This window comes from Zhihengliuella alba (assembly GCF_039538765.1).
In the GTDB taxonomy this organism is placed as follows: domain Bacteria; phylum Actinomycetota; class Actinomycetes; order Actinomycetales; family Micrococcaceae; genus Zhihengliuella; species Zhihengliuella alba.
Genome location: NZ_BAABCJ010000001.1, coordinates 700,909 through 721,974, shown reverse-complemented (window position 1 = coordinate 721,974; position 21,066 = coordinate 700,909). Strand labels below are relative to the sequence as shown.

General features: G+C 70.7%; 14 protein-coding genes. 7 read left to right on the top strand and 7 right to left on the bottom strand.

Annotation, left to right across the window (positions count from 1 at the left end):
- Positions 1-141: 141 nt before the first annotated feature.
- The 3 genes from sucB to ABD784_RS03225 all read right to left on the bottom strand — a co-directional run bounded on the left by sucB (position 142) and on the right by ABD784_RS03225 (position 5,212).
- A complete protein-coding gene (gene sucB / locus ABD784_RS03235; RefSeq protein WP_344879836.1) occupies positions 142-1,926 on the bottom strand; it encodes a 2-oxoglutarate dehydrogenase, E2 component, dihydrolipoamide succinyltransferase in 1,785 nt (594 codons plus the stop codon).
- Positions 1,927-2,083: 157 nt separating this feature from the next.
- A complete protein-coding gene (gene lpdA, locus ABD784_RS03230; RefSeq protein WP_344879833.1) occupies positions 2,084-3,463 on the bottom strand; it encodes a dihydrolipoyl dehydrogenase in 1,380 nt (459 codons plus the stop codon).
- 228 nt (positions 3,464-3,691) lie between these two features.
- Complete coding sequence (locus tag ABD784_RS03225; protein WP_344879830.1) at positions 3,692-5,212, bottom strand: leucyl aminopeptidase; 1,521 nt, start codon at positions 5,210-5,212, stop codon at positions 3,692-3,694.
- Between the two features lie 245 nt (positions 5,213-5,457).
- On the opposite strand from ABD784_RS03225, the gene ABD784_RS03220 reads away from it, so the two are divergent.
- The 3 genes from ABD784_RS03220 to ABD784_RS03210 all read left to right on the top strand — a co-directional run bounded on the left by ABD784_RS03220 (position 5,458) and on the right by ABD784_RS03210 (position 9,342).
- On the top strand, positions 5,458-6,375 hold the full coding sequence (locus ABD784_RS03220) for a proteasome assembly chaperone family protein (protein ID WP_344879828.1): 918 nt from the start codon (positions 5,458-5,460) through the stop codon (positions 6,373-6,375).
- A 92-nt stretch (positions 6,376-6,467) separates the two neighbouring features.
- The gene (locus tag ABD784_RS03215) at positions 6,468-7,667 is read left to right on the top strand and encodes a DUF4192 family protein (RefSeq protein ID WP_344879825.1); all 1,200 of its coding nucleotides are present in this window, start codon (positions 6,468-6,470) and stop codon (positions 7,665-7,667) included.
- A gap of 334 nt (positions 7,668-8,001) precedes the next feature.
- Positions 8,002-9,342 carry an RNA polymerase sigma factor gene (locus ABD784_RS03210; RefSeq protein WP_344879822.1) on the top strand — a complete coding sequence of 447 codons (1,341 nt, stop codon included), beginning with the start codon at positions 8,002-8,004 and terminating at the stop codon, positions 9,340-9,342.
- Between the two features lie 208 nt (positions 9,343-9,550).
- Here ABD784_RS03210 and ABD784_RS03205 read toward each other — a convergent pair whose 3' ends face one another.
- Positions 9,551-9,778, bottom strand: coding sequence for a DUF7455 domain-containing protein (locus ABD784_RS03205; RefSeq protein WP_344879819.1), 228 nt, complete (start codon positions 9,776-9,778; stop codon positions 9,551-9,553).
- Between the two features lie 254 nt (positions 9,779-10,032).
- Between ABD784_RS03205 and ABD784_RS03200 the strand changes: the two genes are divergently transcribed.
- Complete coding sequence (locus ABD784_RS03200) at positions 10,033-12,138, top strand: DNA gyrase/topoisomerase IV subunit B (RefSeq protein ID WP_344879816.1); 2,106 nt, start codon at positions 10,033-10,035, stop codon at positions 12,136-12,138.
- A gap of 60 nt (positions 12,139-12,198) precedes the next feature.
- Here the strand turns inward: ABD784_RS03200 and ABD784_RS03195 are convergent, their stop codons facing one another.
- From ABD784_RS03195 to ABD784_RS03185, 3 genes are all read right to left on the bottom strand, one after another.
- A complete protein-coding gene (locus ABD784_RS03195) occupies positions 12,199-13,131 on the bottom strand; it encodes a M56 family metallopeptidase (RefSeq protein ID WP_344879813.1) in 933 nt (310 codons plus the stop codon).
- Between the two features lie 18 nt (positions 13,132-13,149).
- A complete protein-coding gene (locus ABD784_RS03190) occupies positions 13,150-13,536 on the bottom strand; it encodes a BlaI/MecI/CopY family transcriptional regulator (protein WP_344879810.1) in 387 nt (128 codons plus the stop codon).
- A gap of 169 nt (positions 13,537-13,705) precedes the next feature.
- Entirely contained in the window at positions 13,706-16,411 is a 2,706-nt protein-coding gene (locus tag ABD784_RS03185; protein WP_344879807.1) for a DNA gyrase/topoisomerase IV subunit A, read from the bottom strand.
- 50 nt (positions 16,412-16,461) lie between these two features.
- Between ABD784_RS03185 and ABD784_RS03180 the strand changes: the two genes are divergently transcribed.
- From ABD784_RS03180 to ABD784_RS03170, 3 genes are all read left to right on the top strand, one after another.
- Entirely contained in the window at positions 16,462-19,179 is a 2,718-nt protein-coding gene (locus ABD784_RS03180; RefSeq protein WP_344879804.1) for a bifunctional acetate--CoA ligase family protein/GNAT family N-acetyltransferase, read from the top strand.
- A 105-nt stretch (positions 19,180-19,284) separates the two neighbouring features.
- On the top strand, positions 19,285-19,887 hold the full coding sequence (locus tag ABD784_RS03175) for a DUF5998 family protein (RefSeq protein WP_344879801.1): 603 nt from the start codon (positions 19,285-19,287) through the stop codon (positions 19,885-19,887).
- Positions 19,880-21,061, top strand: coding sequence for an alkaline phosphatase family protein (locus ABD784_RS03170; RefSeq protein WP_344879798.1), 1,182 nt, complete (start codon positions 19,880-19,882; stop codon positions 21,059-21,061). The genes ABD784_RS03175 and ABD784_RS03170 overlap by 8 nt, the downstream gene beginning before the upstream one ends.
- The last annotated feature ends 5 nt before the right edge of the window (positions 21,062-21,066 follow it).

Sequence of the window (21,066 nt, the reverse complement as noted above, 5' to 3'; positions counted from 1 at the left end):
GACCAGCCTACGCCAGTTCGACGCGTTGTCGAAAAGCGGCCAGCGGTCGCTCTGGAGCCGAAGACGCCCGTGGGGCGGAACCCTGGACCAGGGTTCCGCCCCACGGGCGCTGTGCCGATCGACGGTTCGTCGGCGCTAGTGCTAGAGCCCGAGCTCGCTCTCGAACGCGCCACCCTCGAGGCGCGCCTTGAGGGTCTGCAGGAAGCGACCGGCGTCCGCGCCGTCGACCAGCCGGTGATCGTAGGTCAGCGACAGGTACATCATGTGCCGGATGGCAATCGTGTCATCGCCCTCGTCGTTGGTCACCACGACCGGGCGCTTGACGATCGCGCCGGTACCCAGAATGGCCACCTGCGGCTGATTGATGATCGGCGTGTCGAACAGGGCGCCGACGGAACCGATGTTCGTGATCGAGAACGTTCCGCCCGAGAGCTCGTCCGGACCGATCTTGCCGTCACGGGTTCGGCCGGCCACATCGGCGATCTTCCCGGCCAGACCGGCGAGGTTCAGATCACCGGCGTTCTGGACCACGGGAACGAGGAGCCCCTTCTCCGTGTCCACGGCGAACGCCAGGTGCTCGGCTCCGTGGTACGTGATTTCCTGCTTGTCCTCGTCGTACTCTGCATTCAGCTTCGGGTGCTGCTTGAGCGCCTCGGTGACGGCCTTCGCGATGAACGGCAGGAAGGTGAGGTTCGTGCCGTTGGTGGCCTTGAAGCCTGCCTTGGCCTTGGTGCGCAGCTTGGCGATGCGGGTCATGTCGACCTCCTGCACCTGCGTGAGCTGCGTCGAGACGTCGAGCGACTCGCGCATCCGGCGTGCAATGACCTGCCGGATCCGGGGGGCCTTGGCGGTGGTGCCGCGCAGCGACGACGCCTCGACCTTGGGTGCGCTCGCGGCGGCCGGGGCCGGGGCGCTCGCGGGGGCCTCGGCGGGCGTGCTCTGCGCCTTCTTGGCCTCGATGGCCGCCTCGACATCCTGCTTGCGGATGCGGCCGCCAACGCCGGTCCCCTCGACAGTGCTGAGGTCGACGTCGTTCTGAGCAGCGAGGCGACGCACCAACGGCGTCACATAGCCGTCTCCAGTCCCACCGGCGGGGCTGTCCTTCGGCTTCTCGGCCTGGGACGCCTCCTGCTTGGGAGCTTCCTGCTTCGGGGCCTCCTTGGGTGCCTCCTCCTTGGGAGCTTCCTGCTTCGGGGCCTCCTTGGGCGTCTCTTCCTTGGGGGCTTCCTCCTGCTTCGGGGCCTCCTTCGGTGCGGCCGTCTCCCCGCTCGAATCGGACGGAGCCCCGGAACCGACGAGTGCGAGCACGGAGCCGACCTCGGCCACCTCGTCCTCGCCGACGCGGATCTCGAGCAAGGTGCCTGCGACCGGCGACGGGATCTCGGTGTCGACTTTGTCGGTGGAAACTTCAAGCAGGGGCTCGTCCACGGCGACGTCGTCGCCGACGGACTTGAGCCAGCGGGTGACCGTACCCTCGGTCACGGACTCGCCGAGAGCCGGCAGGGTCACCTCTGCGGCATCTTCCGCCGCCTGATCCGACGAGCCCGAGCTCTGCTCCTGCGCCGGGGCGGGCTCGGCGCTCTCCTCGGAGGCCTCCTGCGCGGGCTCCTCCTCGGCGGGGGCTTCTTCGTCGGAGGACTCCTCGGCCGAAGCCTGGTCCTCAGCCGGGGCCCCGTCGTCGGAGCCGTTGCCGTCGCCGATGCGCACCAGCGGTGCACCGACCTCGGCCTCTTCGTCTTCACCGACGAAGATCTCCTCGATAACGCCGGCTACCGGCGAGGGGACCTCGGTGTCGACCTTGTCGGTGGAGACCTCCACCAGCGGCTCGTCGACCTCGACGCGGTCGCCGACGGCTTTCAGCCAACGTGTGACGGTACCTTCGGTGACGCTTTCACCGAGGGCGGGCAAGTTCACGGTTTCAGACATTTCGTCCCCGTTCTCCTTAGGGCTAGCAAACTGTTCGAGGTACGACGGCGTGGGCTGGCGGCCTCGGACGACTATGGGTGAGCTTAGTTCACCGGCTCGGGCAGCGCCCGTCGCGGAACGGACGTGACGGGCCCTGCCCGAGCCGGTGCTGCGCGGTCTAGCCGTGCAGCGGCTTGCCGGCGAGGGCCAGGGCGGCCTCGCCGAGTGCTTCGTTCTGCGTCGGGTGCGCGTGGATGAGCGGCGCGAGATCCTCCGGGTAGGCCTCCCAGTTCACGATCAGCTGCGACTCACCGATCTGCTCGCCGATTCGGCCGCCGATGCCGTGCACGCCGACGATGGGACCGTCCTTGAGCCGGACCATCTTGACGAGTCCGCTGGTGCCGAGGATCGAGGACTTGCCGTTGCCCGCCAGGTTGTACTCGATCGTCTCGATCGCATCCTTGCCGAACTTCTCGGCCGCCTTGGGCTCGGAGTAGCCGACCGACATAATCTCCGGCTCGCAGAACGTGACCTTGGGGATGTTGATGTCCTCGACGACCACGGGGTTGAGGCCGGCGATCTCTTCGGCGACGAAGATGCCGTGCTGGTAGCCGCGGTGGGCGAGCTGCACGCCCGGGACGATGTCACCGATGGCGTACACGTTGCCGACCCCGGTGTGGAGGCGCTCGTTCGGGATGACGAAGCCACGATCGAGCTTGACGCCCTGATCCTCGAAGCCGAGGCCTTCCGTGACGGGTCCACGGCCAACGGCCACGAGGACCAGATCGGCCTCGAACTCCTTGCCGTCCGCGAGCGTGACCTTCGCGCCCGAGTCGTTCTGCTCGACCTTCTCGAAGAAGGTGCCGGTGTTGAACTTGATGCCGCGCTTCTTGAAAGCTCGCTCGAGGCTCTTGATGATCGCCGGGTCCTCGTTGGGGACCAGGCTCGGGAGGCCTTCGATGATGGTCACGTCGACGCCGAAGGACCTCCACACGGAGGCGAACTCGACGCCGATCACGCCGCCGCCGAGGACGATGGCGGACTTCGGCAGATCCTCCATGTTGAGGGCCTCGGTCGAGGTCATCACCCGGCCGCCGATCTCGATGCCCATCGTCTTGGACGTGGAGCCCGTGGCCAGAACGATGTTCTTGCCCTTGTAGGAGACGCCGTCGACATCGATGGTGTCCGGGCCGACGAGGCGGCCGTTGCCCTCGATGACGGTGACCTTCTTCATCTTGAGCAGGCCGGTCAGACCCTTGAACTTGCCAGCGACGACGCCGTCCTTGTACTCACGGACCTTGGCGATGTCGATCGACTCAAGCGTGGAGTTGATGCCGTATTTGGCACCCTCTCGCGCATTCTCGGCGAGCTCTGCCGAGTGCAGGTACGCCTTGGTCGGGATGCAACCGGTGTGCAGGCAGGTGCCGCCCAGCTTGGCCTTCTCGACGAGGCCTACGCTGAAGCCGAGCTGTACGGCACGCAGCGCGGCCGAGTAGCCGGCACTGCCGCCGCCGAGGATTAGGACGTCAAACTCTTGCGGTGTTGCCGATTCGGCCACGTGAACGCTCCCTCGCGATGTGATCTGCTCCCGACAGGACGGGATTGCAATGGGCGAGCAGGATCAGGCGGCTGCCGTCACCAGCTCTTTTCTGTGTTCTGTCAAAAGACACCTTAGCCGGATTGGGTGGAGCCCGGCATTCGGGTCGGACGTGCGTCGGAGCACCTCCGGCGTCGCCCCGACCGCTGGCGCATCCGCACAGGACGTCGCCAGCGGCCCCTGCCGACGTTACTCCGCCAACCGCTCCGCATAGGCAACCAGCGTGCGGAGCATCGTTCCCGTGCCGTTCTTGGGCGTGTAGCCGTACGGCGACGCGTCATTGAAGGAGGGGCCGGCGATATCGAGGTGGGCCCAGGGGATCTGTCGCCCCTCGGTGGAACCGACGAACTCCTTCAGGAAGACGGCGGCGGTCATCATGCCGCCGTTCCGCTCGCCGATGTTGGCGATGTCGGCCACTTCGGACTTGATGGACGGGCGCAGCTCCTCCGGGAGCGGCATCCCCCACGCGGTCTCGCCCGCGGCCCGGGAGGCCTCCACGAGGGCGTCGCGGATCTCGTCGTCGCCCATGATCCCCGTCGTGCGTCGTCCCAGGGCCACCATCTGCGCGCCGGTGAGGGTCGCGATGTCCAGGACCACGTCCGGCTTCTCCTCGCTGGCGGCGACGAGTCCGTCGGCCATGACCAGGCGGCCCTCGGCGTCGGTGTTCAGAATCTCGACTGTCTTGCCGTTGAGCATGGTCACCACGTCGCCCGGTCGGGTCGCCGAGCCGGACGGCATGTTCTCGGCCAGGCACAGCCAGGCGGTCGTCTTGATCGGGAGGCCGAGCTCCGCGACGGCGAGGACGGTCTCGAGCGCGGTCGCCGCACCGGCCATGTCCGACTTCATGTGGTGCATGTTCTGAGCCGGCTTGATGGAGATCCCGCCGGTGTCGAAGGTGATGCCCTTGCCGACGATCGCCAGGTGCTTGACCGGCTTCGACGGCGAGTACTCCACCTTGACCAGGCGCGGCGGGCGCGTGGAGCCACGTCCGACGCCCATGATGCCGCCGTACCCGTCCTTCTCGAGCCGCTTCTCGTCCAGCACGGTCACCTTGACGCGGGATGCCTTGCCGGCGTCGTAGGCGATCTGCGCGAACGCCTCGGGATACAGGTCGTTCGACGGCGTGTTCACGAGGTCGCGCACTGCGCGGACCGCACGCCCGAGCACCGCCGCGCGCTTGAGGGCTGCCGGCAGGCCGGCTGCAGTGGAGGCCTCCGTGGCGACGATGCCCTCGGAGAGCACGGTCTCCTCCGGCCTCTCGGACCGGTACGCGTCGAAGCGGTAGGCGCCCAGCGCGATCCCCTCGGCCACAGCCGCCGCGCTCTCCGCGTCCTCGGCGGGGAGCGCGAAGAGGAGCTTGCCCAGCCCGGTCACCTGCCGCGCCACGGAGCCCGCGGCACGGCGCAGCGCCTCCCGCTCGACGCCCTCGTCGCCGACGCTGCCGAGGCCGACCAGCACGACGACGTCGGCCCGCGTCCCGTCCGGTGCCCCGAGGCGGACGAGCTCATCCGCCCCGCCCGTTGCCCCCACGGCGGCCAAGGCGCGGTCGAGCGCCGCGGTCTCGGCGGCCGGGAGCGGGGACGAGACGATCCGCGCGGGGCGCTTCGCCTGCTTGTCGGCCGCAGCGACCCCGAGCACCAGCGCGTCCGCGGAGACGCGCTTGATGTCGGTCGATACGGCGGTCAGCTTCAGGTCGGATGGGGTGATCACAGAATCTGGGTCCTTAATGCCCGGCACGGGGCCGACGGCGATGACGACGCCCGTGGGCGCCTTCGAACGGTGATGGGTCGTCTGCATCGTAACGTGTGGGCCCCCCGATTTTGGTGGCGGCGCTAGGATGTTCGCGGTTCCCGGCGGCTCCTGCCGAGGGAACAAACGGGCCGGGCCCGCGGTTGAGCAGGACAGGCCGGAAGGCCGCCGCGCAGAGAGCCGAAGCGGTGGGGAGAGGAGAGAACGTGCTGGACCCGTTGACACTTGTTCGTCTCAACGACGAGATCATCGACGACGTCGAACTGCAGGGCCGCGACCTCGTGGTCGCGCTCGACGGCCACGCCGACGCAGGGCATGTCATCCCGCAGGTGCGCGCCGCGCTCCTCCAGGAACTCGATTCCGTGCTGGTCGCGAGCTTCGACGCCGACCAGCTGATCGACTACCGCGACCGGAGACCGCAGATCTCCTTCCTCGGCGACCACTTCGCCGCCTACCAGCGGCCCCGGATCGAGCTCTACCGCCTGGTCGACGGGCTCGGTACGCCCTTCCTCCTCCTGACAGGCCCCGAGCCGGACCTGCAGTGGGACCGCTTCGTGGCCGCCGTCGTGCGCCTCGCCGTCGGGCTGAACGTCCGCCTGACCGGGAGTTTCAGCGGCATCCCGATGCCGGTGCCGCACACGCGCCGGCTCGGTGTGACCGTCCATGGCACGCGACCGGACCTGGCCGAGGGGATCACCACCTGGAACCCCCGGGCCGAGCTGCCCGCGTCGGTCACCCATCTGATCGAGGTCGAGCTGGCGAAGGCCGGACGCGACGTCGTCGGCTACGCCCTGCACGTCCCGCACTACCTCGGCGATGCGGAGTACCCGCAGGTCGCTGTGGCGGCACTCGAGCACCTCGGCGCGGCCATGGGGCTCGGCCTGCCCACGGACCGGCTCCGGGAGGCGGGCCGGGCGGTCGAGGGGCAGATCCACGAGCAGGTGGCGGGATCGCCGGAGATCCAGCGGATGGTCCACGCGTTCGAACGCCGGTTCGATGAGTTCGTGCCCGCCGAGCGGCGTCGCTCGCTGCTGCTCGACGCCGGGGAATCCGTTCCCGACGGAGAGGACCTCGCCGACGCCGTCGAGGCCTATCTGTCCGCCCGGGACGTCGACGACGACTGACTCGTCCTCCACACGCGCGAGGCGTCGCGGGGCGATCCACAGCGCGTCCGTGCGTCCGGCCGGCGGCCGCCGCGGACGGGCAGGGTCGGTGCATGACGCCGACACCCCAGCACCCGGTCCCCAGCGACCCCATCACCGTGTCCGACTCCGAGAGCGTCCTCGCGCTCGTGCCGCACCTGCTCGGATTCGAGCCCCGCGACGCCCTCGTGACTCTCGTCCTCGACGGCAAGCGGCTCGTCGCGACCCTGCGTACCGGCCTGCCTCCGGTCGCGTCCTCCGTGGCGGAGCAGGAAGAGGAGAACTGCACTCACGCACTGAGGCATGCCTCCCTGCTGGAGCGGATCCCCGACGCCGACGGCGCGATCGTCGTGGTCTACAGTCCCGAGGCGCCCGGGCCGGGCATCCCGTACGGGGACCTCCTCGAGCAGGTCGAGGTCGTTCTCGCACTGCAGAACGTCGCGATGCGAGGGGCCTGGCACGTCGGGGCGGAGACCTGGCGGCACTACGGCTGCCCACGACCCGCCTGCTGCCCCGAGGAGGGCCATCCCCTGGCCGCCCTCGAGAGCACGGAGACGCACCTCGAGCTGACGGTGCGCGGGAGCGCGCCGAAGGCCGGCCTCTGGGACGGCACGAACACGGCTGCCTGGCCGGACCCGGACCGTGTCCGCAGCGGCGTGGACGCCATCGTCGCCGGGCAGCCTCCGGCCAGAACGCTCCGCTCCCTGATGCTGTTGTGGAACGAGGTGCTGAGCCATCCCTCCGCGACGGTCGGGGCCCGCCTCCGCGCGGACCCGACGACGACGTCTGCGCTCCTCGCCGGCATGCGGCGGCTCCAGAGCCGCAATTTCCTCCTCTACATCGCCGCAGGAGCCGAGCGGGCCGATCGTCTGCCGCGGGAGGAGGGGGACCCCGGCTATACGCCCCGGATGCAGTCGAGCCTGCTACGCAGATCTCGTCTGCTGGCCTCGGGGGCCGTCGAGCTGATCATCGGTGAACTGGACCTCGCCCCCGATTGGCTGACGCTGGACCGGTTGTGGACCGCCGGCTACGAGCTCGTGGCGGTGGCCGACCCGACGGAGCGCTCCTCCCTCCTGACCATGATGGCCTGGATCGAGTGGGCCCGCGGTCGCAGCTCGGCAGCGAGCCGACTGCTGCACGCGGGGCGGCCGTTCCTCCAGGACGATGATGTGGCGCAGGTGCTGATCACGATGCTCAACCGGGGCGCACTCGCCGCCTGGGTGCACAACCCGCGGCGGGCGTGGCGACGTGCCGCGCTCGATGCCGCCGCATGACCGGCGGACGTCGACGCCGCCGTCCGGGGGAGTGCTGGCCGCAGAGGGTGTCGGGAGGGGCGACGAATCGAGCCGCCCGGGTGCATCATTCACCGGGTTTCGTGAGACACTGGGACGCAGACCCGGTTGGGTCCGAGTTCTCCTGGCGGCGCCGAGAGGTCCGCAAGCGGTTCCAGCACTCCTCTGGAGGCGGGAACACAGGGACGACTGCAGACGTTCTCTTGAACGAGACCCTGCGGTCGGGATCGTCGCGAGCGATCAGCCGGACTTGACAGGGTCATAGTGGCGTTACCCACCCGGCGACTCCACGGATCTCACGTGAGGAAGGTAATTCGTGCCAGCTACCGAGACCAGCTCTCAGACCGGCCGAGGCCGGGCGAAGACGACCGCGGCCAACAGCGCAGAAGAGACGACCCAGGCGGCCCAGGAGGAGGAGCACCTCACGCCGGGGCAGAAGAGCGCGCGCACGCGCAGGCTCAACAAGGCGAAGGCCGAGGCGGCCGCCGGCGGGCCCGAGGCCGACGAGGAGGCGCCGAAGAAGACTCGCGCCAAGTCGACCCGCGGCGCGGCGAAGAAGGCAGCGGCCGACCCCGAGGCGGGCGCAGAGCCGGCCGAGACGGAACTCGAGGAGCCCGAGGCCCCGACCGTCGATCCCGAGACTCCGGAGGCCGAGAAGCCGGGCAAGCCCGAGGAGGAGAGTCGCGGGTTCGTCCTCTCCTCGGACGACGACGACGCCCCGCAGCAGCAGGTCCTCGTCGCTGGCGCCACCGCGGACCCCGTGAAGGACTACCTCAAGCAGATCGGCAAGGTGGCCCTCCTCAACGCGGAGCAGGAGGTGGACCTGGCCCTGCGCATCGAGGCGGGCCTCTATGCGACGCACAAGCTCGCCGCCGAGGGCGACTCGATGGATCAGCGCCTGCGCTGGGACCTCGAGCAGATCGTCCACGACGGCAAGATCGCCAAGAACCACCTCCTCGAGGCGAACCTCCGCCTCGTCGTCTCGCTGGCCAAGCGCTACACCGGCCGCGGAATGCTGTTCCTGGACCTCATCCAGGAGGGCAACCTGGGCCTGATCCGCGCGGTGGAGAAGTTCGACTACACCAAGGGCTTCAAGTTCTCGACCTACGCCACCTGGTGGATCCGTCAGGCCATCACCCGCGCCATGGCCGACCAGGCGCGCACCATCCGCATCCCGGTGCACATGGTCGAGGTCATCAACAAGCTCGCCCGCGTGCAGCGCCAGATGCTCCAGGATCTGGGCCGCGAGCCCACCCCGGAGGAGCTGGCCAAGGAACTCGACATGACGCCCGAGAAGGTCATCGAGGTCCAGAAGTACGGCCGCGAGCCGATCTCGCTGTCCACGCCGCTGGGCGAGGACGGGGACTCGGAGTTCGGCGACCTGATCGAGGACTCCGAGGCGGTCGTCCCGGCCGACGCCGTGAGCTTCACGCTGCTGCAGGAGCAGCTGCACTCGGTGCTGGACACGCTCTCGGAGCGGGAGGCAGGGGTCGTGGCGATGCGCTTCGGCCTGACCGACGGACAGCCGAAGACTTTAGACGAAATCGGCAAGGTCTACGGTGTGACGCGCGAGCGCATCCGGCAGATCGAATCGAAGACGATGTCCAAGCTGCGCCACCCGTCCCGCTCACAGGTGCTGCGGGACTACCTCGACTAGGAGTCGAGCCAACGGCGAAGGCCGCCCGGTCCCGGACCGGGCGGCCTTCGCCGTATCCGCACCTGCCTGCTGCCGTTCGCGGGGTCGGCCTGCCTGGAGAGCAGGGTCGGTGCGGACAGCGAAGCGGCCGGCCACCCGAGGGTGGCCGGCCGCTTCTCATTTCTTCCATCCGCAGTCGGCGGGTCCGCGACCGGGTCGCGGAGCCGGATCAGTCCACTTCTGCGAAGGACGGCTTCTCGTGGAGCTTGCTGGTCTCGTCCTGCCAGCCCGAGGTCTGGGGACGCAGCTTCGACTCGACTTCGCGGGCGTGGTGCCCGCAGAAGAGGAGTTCTCCGCCCGAGGTCGCCAGCACGGCCCGCACATACGCCTGGGCACCGCAACGATCGCAGCGATCAAGTGCGGTGAGTTCGCGTTCTGCCACTGTAGTTGCACTCATGACGACCTCCTCTAGTCGGTATGCACTCCATCAAACCAGTTCGCGCCCGCATTCCATGCCGTTGGAGCGTGTCTTTCGCTGACCGCGTAGCACACCCGGCGTTCCCTGTGGCGCCCGGCACAGCAACGGGCATCCGCCCGAGGGCCCGCTCGGTACTCCCCGGCGGGGCAGCTCGGTTCCGGGCCCGCTGGCCCGTAAACTTGCTGGGATTGCAATCCGTTTCCCAGTTCGACCCCCGAAGGAGTTGCTGCCGCGTGGCACCGAGTTCTGAGTACAGCGCACGGCACCTGTCCGTGCTCGAAGGCCTGGAGGCGGTCCGCAAACGTCCCGGCATGTACATCGGTTCCACGGACTCCCGCGGCCTCATGCACTGCCTCTGGGAGATCATCGACAACTCGGTGGACGAGGCGCTGGCCGGCTTCGGCCAGAGCATCACCGTGGTCCTCCATCCCGACGGGTCCGTCGAGATCCGCGACGACGGCCGTGGCGTGCCCGTGGACATCGAGCCGAAGACCGGCCTGTCCGGCGTCGAGGTCGTCTTCACCAAGCTGCATGCGGGCGGCAAGTTCGGCGGCGGCTCCTACACCGCCTCCGGCGGCCTCCACGGCGTCGGCGCCAGCGTGGTCAACGCCCTCTCGGCACGGCTCGACGTCGAGGTGGACCGCGGTGGCAAGACCTACCGGATGCAGTTCCGCCACGGGGAGCCCGGCCGGTTCAAGGACACCGGCAAGGCGAAGCCGGACGCGCCGTTCGAGCCGTTCGTCCAACAGTCCGAGCTGGACGTCGTCGGCAAGGCCAAGCGCGGCGTCACCGGGACGCGGATCCGCTACTGGGCGGACCGGCAGATCTTCACGCCGGACGCGAAGTTCTCCTATGAGGAGCTGCAGGCCCGCGCCCGCCAGACCTCCTTTCTCGTGCCCGGGCTGCGCATCGAGCTCCGCGACGAGCGTCGCCTGCCGGGCACCGCGGGCGCCGATGCGCCCCTCACCGAGGTCTTCCAGCACGACGGCGGCATCTCCGAGTTCGTGGAGTTCCTCGCCCCCGATGCCGCCGTGACGGACGTGTGGCGGTTCCACGGGAGCGGGACCTTCCACGAGTCCGTCCCCGTCCTCGACGCGAACGGGCGCAGCAAGATCACCGACATGGAACGGGTGTGCGAGGTCGACGTGGCCCTGCGCTGGGGCGTCGGCTACGACACCACGGTGCGCAGCTACGTGAACATCATCGCGACGCCCAAGGGCGGCACGCACCAGACCGGCTTCGAGCAGGCGCTCCTGAAGACGTTCCGCAAGCACATCGAGGCGAACGCGCGGAAGTTGAAGGCCGGCAACGACAAGGTCGAGAAGGACGACGTCGGTGCCGGCATGACCGCTGTGCTCACCGTCCGCCTCGCCGAACCCCAGTTCGAGGGGCAGACCAAGGAGATCCTCGGCACGTCGGCCGTCCGGCAGATCGTCTCCAAGGTGGTCGAGAAGGAGCTGAAGGCCAAGCTGTCCTCGACGGCACGGGCCGACCGGCAGCAGACCAGTCAGCTGCTGGACAAGGTCGTCAACGAGATGAAGTCGCGGATCTCGGCACGCGTGCACAAGGAGACGCAGCGGCGCAAGACGGCCCTGGAGGGGTCCTCGCTGCCGACGAAGCTGGCGGACTGCCGCAGCAACGACGTCGAGAAGTCGGAGCTCTTCATCGTCGAGGGCGACAGCGCCCTCGGCACGGCGAAGCTGGCACGCAGCTCCGACTTCCAGGCGCTGCTGCCCATCCGCGGCAAGATCCTCAACGTGCAGAAGGCCTCCGTCGGCGACATGCTGAACAACGCCGAGTGCGCCGCCCTGATCCAGGTCATCGGTGCCGGATCGAGCCGCAGCTTCGACCTCTCGGCGGCCCGCTACGGAAAGGTCATCCTGATGACCGACGCCGACGTCGACGGCGCGCACATCCGGACGCTGCTGCTCACGCTCTTCTTCCGCTACATGCGCCCCATGGTGGAGTCCGGCCGCGTCTTCGCGGCCGTGCCTCCGCTGCACCGGATCGAGGTGGTCAACCCGGGGTCGAAGGCGAACGAGATGGTCTACACGTACAGCGAGACCGAGCTGCACCGGGTGCTGGAACGGCTCGAGTCCGAGGGCCGGAAGTACAAGGAGCCGATCCAGCGCTACAAAGGACTCGGCGAGATGGACGCCGAGCAGCTGGCGGAGACGACGATGGACCCGCGGCACCGGACGCTGCGCCGCGTCAACATCGAGGACGCCGAGCGGGCGGAGCGCATCTTCGAGCTGCTCATGGGCAGCGACGTGGCTCCCCGCAAGGACTTCATCATCACCGGTTCCCAGCGGCTGGACCGGGAGCAGATCGACGCCTGACCGGAAGGCCGCCTCCGCCCGGGGTGTGGCGGAACGCCTCCAGCGCGGCCGGAGGAGGCCTCAGTCGAAGGCCGCCTGGACGAGGACCAGTCCTGTGGGCACGAGGACGAGCAGTGCCGATGCCGATGCGAGGCCGGCCACCGCGAGGCGGGGGAGCGGGACCGGCGCCGTGATCAGTCGCTTGAGCCGATGCGTCGAGAGTCCTCCCTCCGGGAGGCCGGCCTCGGCGCCCGCCACGGGGGACTCACCGGTCGCCGCGGTGACCACGGCCCGCAGCAGTGTCCGGCGGGGCACCTGCTGCAGGGCGGCGTCGTCGGCCAGCATCTCGATGAGCTCGTGCACGGCCGAGCGCGCGAGGCGCGAGGTCGGCAGCCACGGCAGGGCCTGGTGCCAGGACTCGAAGGCCAGGACCAGCAGATCGTGGCGCTGGTCCAGATGTGCGCGCTCGTGCGCGAGCACGGCGGCGAGGCCCTCCTCGTCCAGGGCCTCCATGAGGCCGCGGGAGACGACCGTGACCGCGCTGGTCACCCCCGGCACGCAGTAGGCCACGGGGGTGTCGTGCTGGACCACCACGGTCTTCGGGAGGGTCGGCGACGGGTTCGAGAGCAGCGACAGGAGCCGACGGTGCCGCAGGCGGTGCCGGTGCACCCGGATCCACGTCAGCAGGAGCGTGAACACCAGGTGCACGCCGAGCAGGGCGGCCGTGCTCAGCGCGAACAGGTGCAGGGCCCCGAGCCCGTCGGCGGAGCTGCGCCCGGTGACGATCCGCCAGAACTCGACGAGGCTCTCCAGGAGATTGTCGCCGAGCGGGGCCAGCCCCCAGAGGGCGAATGCCCCGATCATGGAGAGCCCGCCGGCCAGGGCGATCGCCTGCCAGAGCACCAGCGTGGCGATGGGGGAGCGGGCGACGAACTCCGCCCTGGACAGCCAGACGGGAACGGGCCACGCCAGAGCGATGGCGAGGCCCGCGAGGAGGTAGGAGGTCAGCAGCATCGGCGCCGCGGCCGGCGGTTAGGCGGGCTGCTCGTCGGCGCGGCCGCCGTCGAGGAGCCGACGCAGCGCCGCGGCCTCGTCGTCGGAGATCCCGCCGATGAAGCGGGCGAGCACGGCCTCCCGGTCCATGACGGTCCCGAGGGCATCGTTCATCAGCTCGACCGTGTGCTCCTCCCGGGTCATGACGGCCCGGTAGCGGTGCGGCCGGGTATCGCGCTCGCGGCTGACGAGGTTCTTCTTCTCCAGGCGGGCCAGGACCGTGAGCACCGTCGTCACCGCCAGCTCCTTGCCGTCCGCGCTGGCGGATTCGGCCAGCGCGTCGCGCAGGCCGTTCGCGGTCTGCGCCTCCGGGCTGTCCCAGAGCAGATCCATGACTGCGCGTTCGAGGTCGCCGAGTGTGGCCACTTGTCTGTAGTCCTTCGTGTTCTTGAGCGTGGTGCAGGCGGCACGGGGCGTTCACCCCGGCCGCTGCTGAGACCAATTTACCGCCTCGCGAGCCAAGTTTCTACATTCAGTAGAAACCTTGCGTGGATCTGCAGGGAACGGTCAGCCCGCTCGGGGCTCCAGAGTGGCGTCAGTCGACGTCCACCACGCCGGGGTCCCCGAACGGGATCGAGTCCTGCACGGGGGCGGCGAGGGGCGCGCGCGCTGGCTCGGGGGCGGGGAGGCCCTCGGCCATCCCCGACGCGGCGGCTGCGGCCGGCGACGGGGAGCCCGACGCGCCGGCGGGCGGGGTTGCGGCCGCCGCCCCGGCTCCGGCGGCGTCGGGGCCGTCCGAGCTGCCGCTGGTGCCCGCTGCGCCGAGTGACCCGCCGAGCACGTCGACGCGCTGCGCGAGTGGCGCACCGGACCCGTCCCGCCGTCCGAACTCGACCGGCAGCGAGCGGGCCACGCCGGCCTGGGACGACGCCCGGGCGGGCCCGTGCCCTGCGAACGCGAGCATCAGGCGGTCCTCGCCCTTCAGGAACCGGTGGGCGCGCACGCCGGCCGTCGCTCGGCCCTTGACCGGGAACTCGGCCAGCTCCGTGATCTTGACCGTGCCGGCCTCGGTCCCCGGCAGGACGTCGTCGCCCGTGGCGACGGTGACGACGACGGCGTCGGGATCCTCCGGGGCGGCGACCCCGAAGGAGACCACCTCGTCGCCGGCACCGAGCTTGATGCCGGCCATGCCGCCCGCGGTGCGACCCTGCGGGCGCACCGCGGACGCGGGGAAGCGCAGCAGCTGCGCCTTGGCGGTGACGAAGACGAGCTCGGCGTCGTCGCCTGCAGGGGCCGCGCCGACGACGGCATCGCCCGCCTTCAGCGTGACGGCCTCGAAGTCGTCGCGGTTCAGGGGATAGTCGGGCGTGACGCGCTTGACGATGCCGTTGCGGGTGCCGAGCGCGAAGACCTCGCTCATCGGCACGAGCGCCACGACGCTCTCCTTCGGGGCGAGCTGGACGAACTCGCCGACCTTGACCCCCTGGGCCAGGGCCGGGAACCCCGGGGCCTGGGGGAGTACGGGCATATCGACCACCTGGAGGCGGATGAGCCGGCCCGTGCTGGTCAGGGCACCGACCTCGCCCCGCGCGGTGGCCGCGACGCTGGACCGCACGACGTCGTGCTTCACGCGGGTGCCGGAGTGGTCGAACGGCGTGCGGTCCGCCGTCCGGGCGAGCTGGCCGGTGGCCGAGAGCAGCACGAAGCAGGGGTCGTTGGCGATCTCGAGCGGCATCGCCGCCTTGGCACCCTTGCCGGCCGGCTCGGGGGAGGGCAGCGCGCTGCCCTTGAGCGGTTTGCCGTCGTCCTTCTCCAGGAGCACGGTGCGGCGCGGCTGCGCGAACTGCTCCCCGACCGCGGCCAGCTCCGCGGAGACGGCGTCCCGCAGCCGCTGCTCCGAGTCCAGGATCGCCTGGAGCTCGTCGATCGCCCGCTTGAGCTCGTCGCGCTCGGCCTCCAGCTCGACCTGCGAGTACTTGGTCAGCTGGCGCAGGCGCAGCTCGAGGATGTGGTTGGCCTGTACCTCGGAGAGGTCGTAGATCTTCATCAGCCGCTCGCGGGCCGCGGCGGTCTCGTCCGAGGTCCGGATGATCTGGATGACCTCGTCGATGTCGAGGATCGCGATGATCAGACCCTCGACGAGGTGGAGGCGGTCGCGCTTGCGGCCCAGCCGGTAGGCGGTGCGCCGGCGGACGACGTCGATCCGGTGGCCGACGTAGACCTGCAGCAGCTCGACCAGCCCCATGGTGCGCGGCTGGCCGTCGACGAGCGCGACGTTGTTGATGCCGAACGAGTCCTCCATCGGCGTCAGCCGGTAGAGCTGCTGCAGGACCGCGTTGGGGTTGAAGCCGTTCTTCAGCTCGACGACGAGGCGCAGGCCGTGCTTGCGGTCGGTGAGGTCGACGACGTCGGAGATGCCGGAGAGCTTCTTGGACGTCACGGCGTCCTTGATCTTCTCGATGACCTTCTCCGGCCCCACCATGTAGGGCAGCTCCGTGATGACGAGGCCCTGTTTTCGCGCGGAGATCTGCTCGAGGGCGACCTTGGCCCGCGTCTTGAAGGAGCCGCGCCCGGTCCGGTACGCGTCCCGGACGCCGTCGAGCCCCACGATCGTTCCGCCGCCGGGCAGGTCCGGCCCCGGCACGAACTTCATCAGGTCTGCCAGATCCGCCTCGGGGTGCTCGATCAGGTGGCGGGCGGCCGCGATGACCTCGCCGAGGTTGTGCGGCGCCATGTTGGTCGCCATGCCGACCGCGATGCCGGTGGTGCCGTTGACCAGCAGGTTCGGGAACGCGGCGGGGAGCACGTCCGGCTGCTGGAGCTGGTTGTCGTAGTTGGGGACGAAGTCGACGACGTCCTCGTCGAGGCTGTCCGTCATCGCGAGCGCCGGCGCGGCCATGCGCGCCTCGGTGTAGCGGGCGGCGGCCGGGCCGTCGTCGAGCGAGCCGAAGTTGCCGTGCCCGTCCACCAGGGGCAGGCGCATGGCCCACGACTGGGCCAGCCGCACCATCGCGTCGTAGATGGCGCCGTCGCCATGCGGGTGCAGCTTGCCCATGACCTCGCCGACCACGCGGGCGCTCTTGACGTGCCCCCTGTCCGGGCGGAGGCCCATCTGCGTCATCATGTAGAGGATGCGCCGCTGGACCGGCTTCAGCCCGTCGCGGGCGTCCGGCAGGGCACGGGAGTAGATGACGGAGTACGCGTACTCGAGGAAGGACTCCTCCATCTCGGACGTGACATCGATGTCGACGATGTTCTCGGTGAAGTCCTCGTCCAGGATCGAACTCTGTCGACGCGGCATTGGTGAGCGGTTCCCCTTGGGTCGGCGGGTTTGGGACGTAGGCTAAGCCTATGGCGGAGACGAGCCGAAGTGCCGAATATCCGGACCACTGGGAGGCCGATGTCGTCCTGCGGGACGGTACCACGGCGCACCTGCGGCCGATCGCGCCCGCCGACGCCGAGGAGCTGCAGCGCTTCCACGTGACCCAGTCGGAGACGTCGATCTACCTGCGCTTCTTCACCTACAAGTCGGAGCTGACGCCCCGCGAGCTCGCGCGCTTCACCCGGGTGGACCACCGCGACCGGGTGGCCTTCGTGGTCCTGCGCGGCGGCCGGATCATCGGCGTCGGGCGGTACGACCGGCTCGACGACCCCGCCGAGGCCGAGGTCGCCTTCAACATCGCCGACGAGGCCCAGGGCCGCGGCGTGGGCTCCATCCTCCTCGAGCACCTCGCCGCCGCCGCCCGGGAGAACGGCATTGCCCGCTTCAGCGCCGAGGTCCTGCCGGAGAACCGCAAGATGCTCGGCGTCTTCGCCGAGGCCGGCTACGAGGTCGCCCGCCGGTTCGACGACGGCGTCGTCATGCTCGAATTCCCGATCGACCCCACCGACCGGTCCCGCGCCGTGATGGAGGCGCGCGAGCACCGCGCCGAGGCGCGCAGCGTGGCCGGCCTCCTGGCGCCGTCGTCCGTGGCGGTGGTCGGAGCGAGCCGGGAATGGGGCTCGGTCGGCCACACGCTGCTCGAGAACCTCACGGACGGCGGCTTCCCCGGGCCCGTCTACGCGGTGAACCCCGACGCCCTCGAGCTCGCCGGCCGGCTCTCCTACGGCACCCTCGCCGAGGTCCCCGGGTCCGTGGACCTGGCAGTGGTCGCCGTGCCCGAGGCGGCGCTGCTCGACGTCGTCGCCGACTGCGGGGCCAAGGGCGTCAAGGGGCTCCTCGTGGTCACCGGCGGGTTCGACGGCGACGCGGCCGGCCCCGCGCGGCAGCGTGAGCTCGTGCGGCTGGCGCGGAGCAACGGCATGCGGCTCGTCGGCCCCGCCTCCCTCGGTCTGATCAACACGGACGCGCGGGTGCGGCTCAACGCCTCCGTGGCCCCGGCCATGCCCCGGCACGGCGCCCTCGGCCTGTTCTCCCAGTCCGCAGCGATGGGCATCGTCATGTTCTCCGCCGCCAGCCGCCGCGGACTGGGCGTCTCCAGCGTCGTCTCCGCCGGGAACCGGGCGGACGTCTCCGGCAACGACGCGATGCAGTTCTGGGAGGACGACCCGGCGACGAGCGCCGTCGGCCTGTTCCTCGAGAGCTTCGGCAACCCGCGCAAGTTCTCCCGCATCGCCCGCCGTCTGGCCCGCAGCAAGCCCGTCATCGTGGGCAAGAGCGACCACATGGGGCTCCGCCTCCCGCCGGGTCACGCGGTGCGCACCACCCAGGCACCGCTCGGCGCCGTGGACGCGATGCTCCGGCAGTCCGGCGTGATCCGGGTGCGCACCAACGAGGAACTGATGGACGTCGCCCAGATCGTCGCGACCCAGCCCCTGCCCGCCGGTCGGCGCCTCGCCGTGCTCTGCAACTCGACCGCTCTCGCCGGCATCGTCGCCGACACCGCCCTGGAGGCCGGACTCGAGCCGGCCCTGACGCGCGGGGACCTCCAGCTGGACGACGGCCAGTCCCGGGCCCTGCCCCGGCTGGCCCGCGCGGTGGGGGAGGCGCTCGCCGACGAGCGCGTCGACGCCGTCGTCGTCGCGCTGCTGCCGGTCCGCGGGCTGTCGGTGCCGTCCCTCGCGACGGCGCTCCACGAGGCCGGCCGGGCCGCGGGCAAACCCGTGATCGCCTCGTTCGCGGGGCAGGCCGGCCGGGCCGCACCGCAGGGCGTGCACGAGCCCGCCGGCGCAGCAGCACCGGCGGACAGCGCCGACGGGCCCGCGCTGCAGCCGGCGCTGCCCTACTTCTCCAGTCCCGGGGACACCATCCGCGCGCTGGGCCAGGTCGTGGACTACGCGCGCTGGCGGCGCCGGGACTTCGGCGAGTTCGCGGCCCCGACCGGGATCGACGTCGAACGGGCCGAGCGGCTGCTCGAGGGGCACCTCGGCGGAGTCGTCGACGCGGAGCTGCTCCGCCTCGCTCCCGCCGACGCGGCGGAGCTCCTGGCCTGCTACGGCGTCGACGTGCTGGTGTCGGTGCCGTTCGAGCACGAGGACGAGGCAGCGGCCGCGGCGGCCCGCATCGGCTACCCGGTGGCCCTGAAGACCACCGATGAGAACCTGCGCCACCGGCTGGACCTGGGCGGCGTCCGCCTGAACATCTACGACGAGCCGAGCCTGCGCGGCAACATCCGCGACATGCGCCGCGTCCTGGAGCCCTACGGTGCCGTCGGCCTCGAGCTGCAGTCCATGGCGCCCTCCGGCCAGGGGTGCGTGGTCCGCGCCCTCGAGGACCCGCTGCTGGGGCCCCTGGTCTCCTACGGTCTCGCCGGCGACGCGGTGAACCTGCTGGACGACTGGGCGCACGGGATCCCGCCGCTGAGCAGTACGGACCTGGCCGAGCTGGTGCGGGCGCCCCGGGCCTCCCGGCGGCTGTTCGGCTACCAGGGGCTGCCCGCGGCCGATGTGGGGGCGCTCGAGGACCTGCTCAACCGGGTCGCGACGCTGAAGGACAACCACCCCGAGGTCGCCCTCCTCGAGGCCAACCCCGTCCTGGTCTCCGAGTGCGGGCTGACCGTCCTCTCCGTCGACGTGCGCGTCGGCAACCCGGCCGAGCGGACGGACAGCGCCCGGCGGGCCATGTCGTGACCGGCTATGTCGTGACCGGCCCCGTCGCCCAGGCGACGGCCCGGGGCCGCCCCGGGATGCGGCCCGGGGGATGCGGCCCGGGAGTCACTCGATAGACTGGAGCCCATGTTCTCCCGCACCCCCGACGCATTGAGCGCCCTGCGCGACGACCTGACCCGTTCCGGCTTCTACCCGCAGCTCGTGGAGGACGTCATCGTCGACGGCCTCGACGGCGCGGAACCGCAGGACCACTTCATCCACGTGGAGACGCACTTCGACCAGGACGAGGTCCACCGCCACGTCACGGGCCTGGTGGTCACGGGGGAGTTCCTCGTGATCGTGCACGTCGACGACCAGCAGCTGGACGAGCACGGGAACCATGTGATGGCCCAGGCCTCCACGGAGACCGTCCCGCTGGTCCGGCTCGGCACGGTCATGCTCAACTCCGTCTTCCGGCAGCCGCACGAGTACCGCCGGGGCGATCAGGCCCGCGAGCTGACGCTGGCCATCGCCTGGACGGGCAGCCTGCGCGCCGACCTGGTGCCGGCCGGGTGCCAGGACCCGCACTGCGATGCCGATCACGGCTACACCGGCAACCTCCAGAGCGAGGACCTGGTCCTGCGCATCAGCGCCGAGGCGGACGGTCCGCTCGCCGTGGAGAACGCGCGCCGCTTCGCCCGGACCCTGCGCCGACTGCACACCGGGGCCGCACTGGCCGGCCGTGCCTGAGCCGGCCACCGTGACGGGCGCCGACCTGCCGCCGGTGCCGCGCTACGCCGGTGCGCACGTGCGCCACGTGCTGCCGAGCGCGGCCGCCGCGCTCGGCGTCCCCGGATTCGAGAACTCGCTGGGCGTGCCGCGGGCCAGGCGGGTCTGCGTGGTCATGGTGGACGGGCTCGGTCTGGGCCTGCTGAAGGAATCGGCGGGTCATGCGCCGTTCCTGCGCTCCGTGCTCGGTACGAACCGCGCCCTCGACGCGGCCTTCCCGACGACGACGGCCGCCTCGCTGGCGTCGTTCGGCACGGGGGCCCCGCCCGTCGCGCACGGCGTGGTGGGGTACGACGTCGTGGACCCCGCCCGTCGCCGCGTGGTCAACCAGCTCGGCAACTGGCCGTCCGACCTCGACCCGGTCGGCTGGCAGCCCGTCCCGACCGTCCTGGAGCGAGCTGCCGGGACTCTCCACGTCGCCACCGTCAGCCTGCCCGAGTTCGCGGACTCGCAGCTGACCCGCGCCGCCCTGCGCGGCGGGGCGTTCGTCGGGGCGAAGACCATCCAGGCGCGGGTCCAGGCGGCGCAGCGAGAGCTGTCCGGCCACGAGCGCGCGCTGGTCTACCTGTACCTGAACGAGCTGGACAAGACCGGCCATCGGCACGGCGCGGACTCGGGCCGCTGGCGCGACCAGCTGGAGGAGATCGACTTCGCGCTGCGGACGCTCGTGAAGCGGCTGCCCGCGGGGACGCTGGTCCTGCTCACCGCCGACCACGGCATGGTGGACGTCTCCCGGGAGAACCGGATCGACTACTCCCTCGTCCCCGGGCTCGTGGACGGGGTCCAGCTGACCGCCGGCGAACCGCGGGCGGTCCAGCTGCACGTCGCCTCGGGGGACGCGGCCGCGGCGGACCGCGCGGCCGACGCATGGCGGGACGAGTTCGGCCGACGGGTCTGGGTGCTGCGCCGCGAGGAGGCGATTGGCGCCGGCTTCCTCGGGGATCCGGCGGACCTGCGTGGAGGGGTGGCAGAGAGGATCGGCGACGTCCTGGTACTGCCCCGCGACGCGGACCTGGCGCTCTACGACGGCCGGCGCGTGGCCCCCCACGCCTTCGACATGGTGGGGCAGCATGGCGGCCTCACCCGCGCCGAGCGGGAGGTCCCGCTCCTGACGCTGGCGCGGCCGGCGAAGTAGCGCCC

Bases quoted from the DNA above. Each gene is read 5' to 3' on its own strand.
- ABD784_RS03180 (WP_344879804.1), top strand. From the start codon at position 16,462: ATGGCGGAGACGAGCCGAAGTGCCGAATATCCGGACCACTGGGAGGCC.
- ABD784_RS03205 (WP_344879819.1), bottom strand. From the start codon at position 9,778: ATGAGTGCAACTACAGTGGCAGAACGCGAACTCACCGCACTTGATCGC.
- ABD784_RS03185 (WP_344879807.1), bottom strand. From the start codon at position 16,411: ATGCCGCGTCGACAGAGTTCGATCCTGGACGAGGACTTCACCGAGAAC.
- ABD784_RS03195 (WP_344879813.1), bottom strand. From the start codon at position 13,131: ATGCTGCTGACCTCCTACCTCCTCGCGGGCCTCGCCATCGCTCTGGCG.
- sucB (WP_344879836.1), bottom strand. From the start codon at position 1,926: ATGTCTGAAACCGTGAACTTGCCCGCCCTCGGTGAAAGCGTCACCGAA.
- ABD784_RS03175 (WP_344879801.1), top strand. From the start codon at position 19,285: ATGTTCTCCCGCACCCCCGACGCATTGAGCGCCCTGCGCGACGACCTG.
- ABD784_RS03215 (WP_344879825.1), top strand. From the start codon at position 6,468: ATGACGCCGACACCCCAGCACCCGGTCCCCAGCGACCCCATCACCGTG.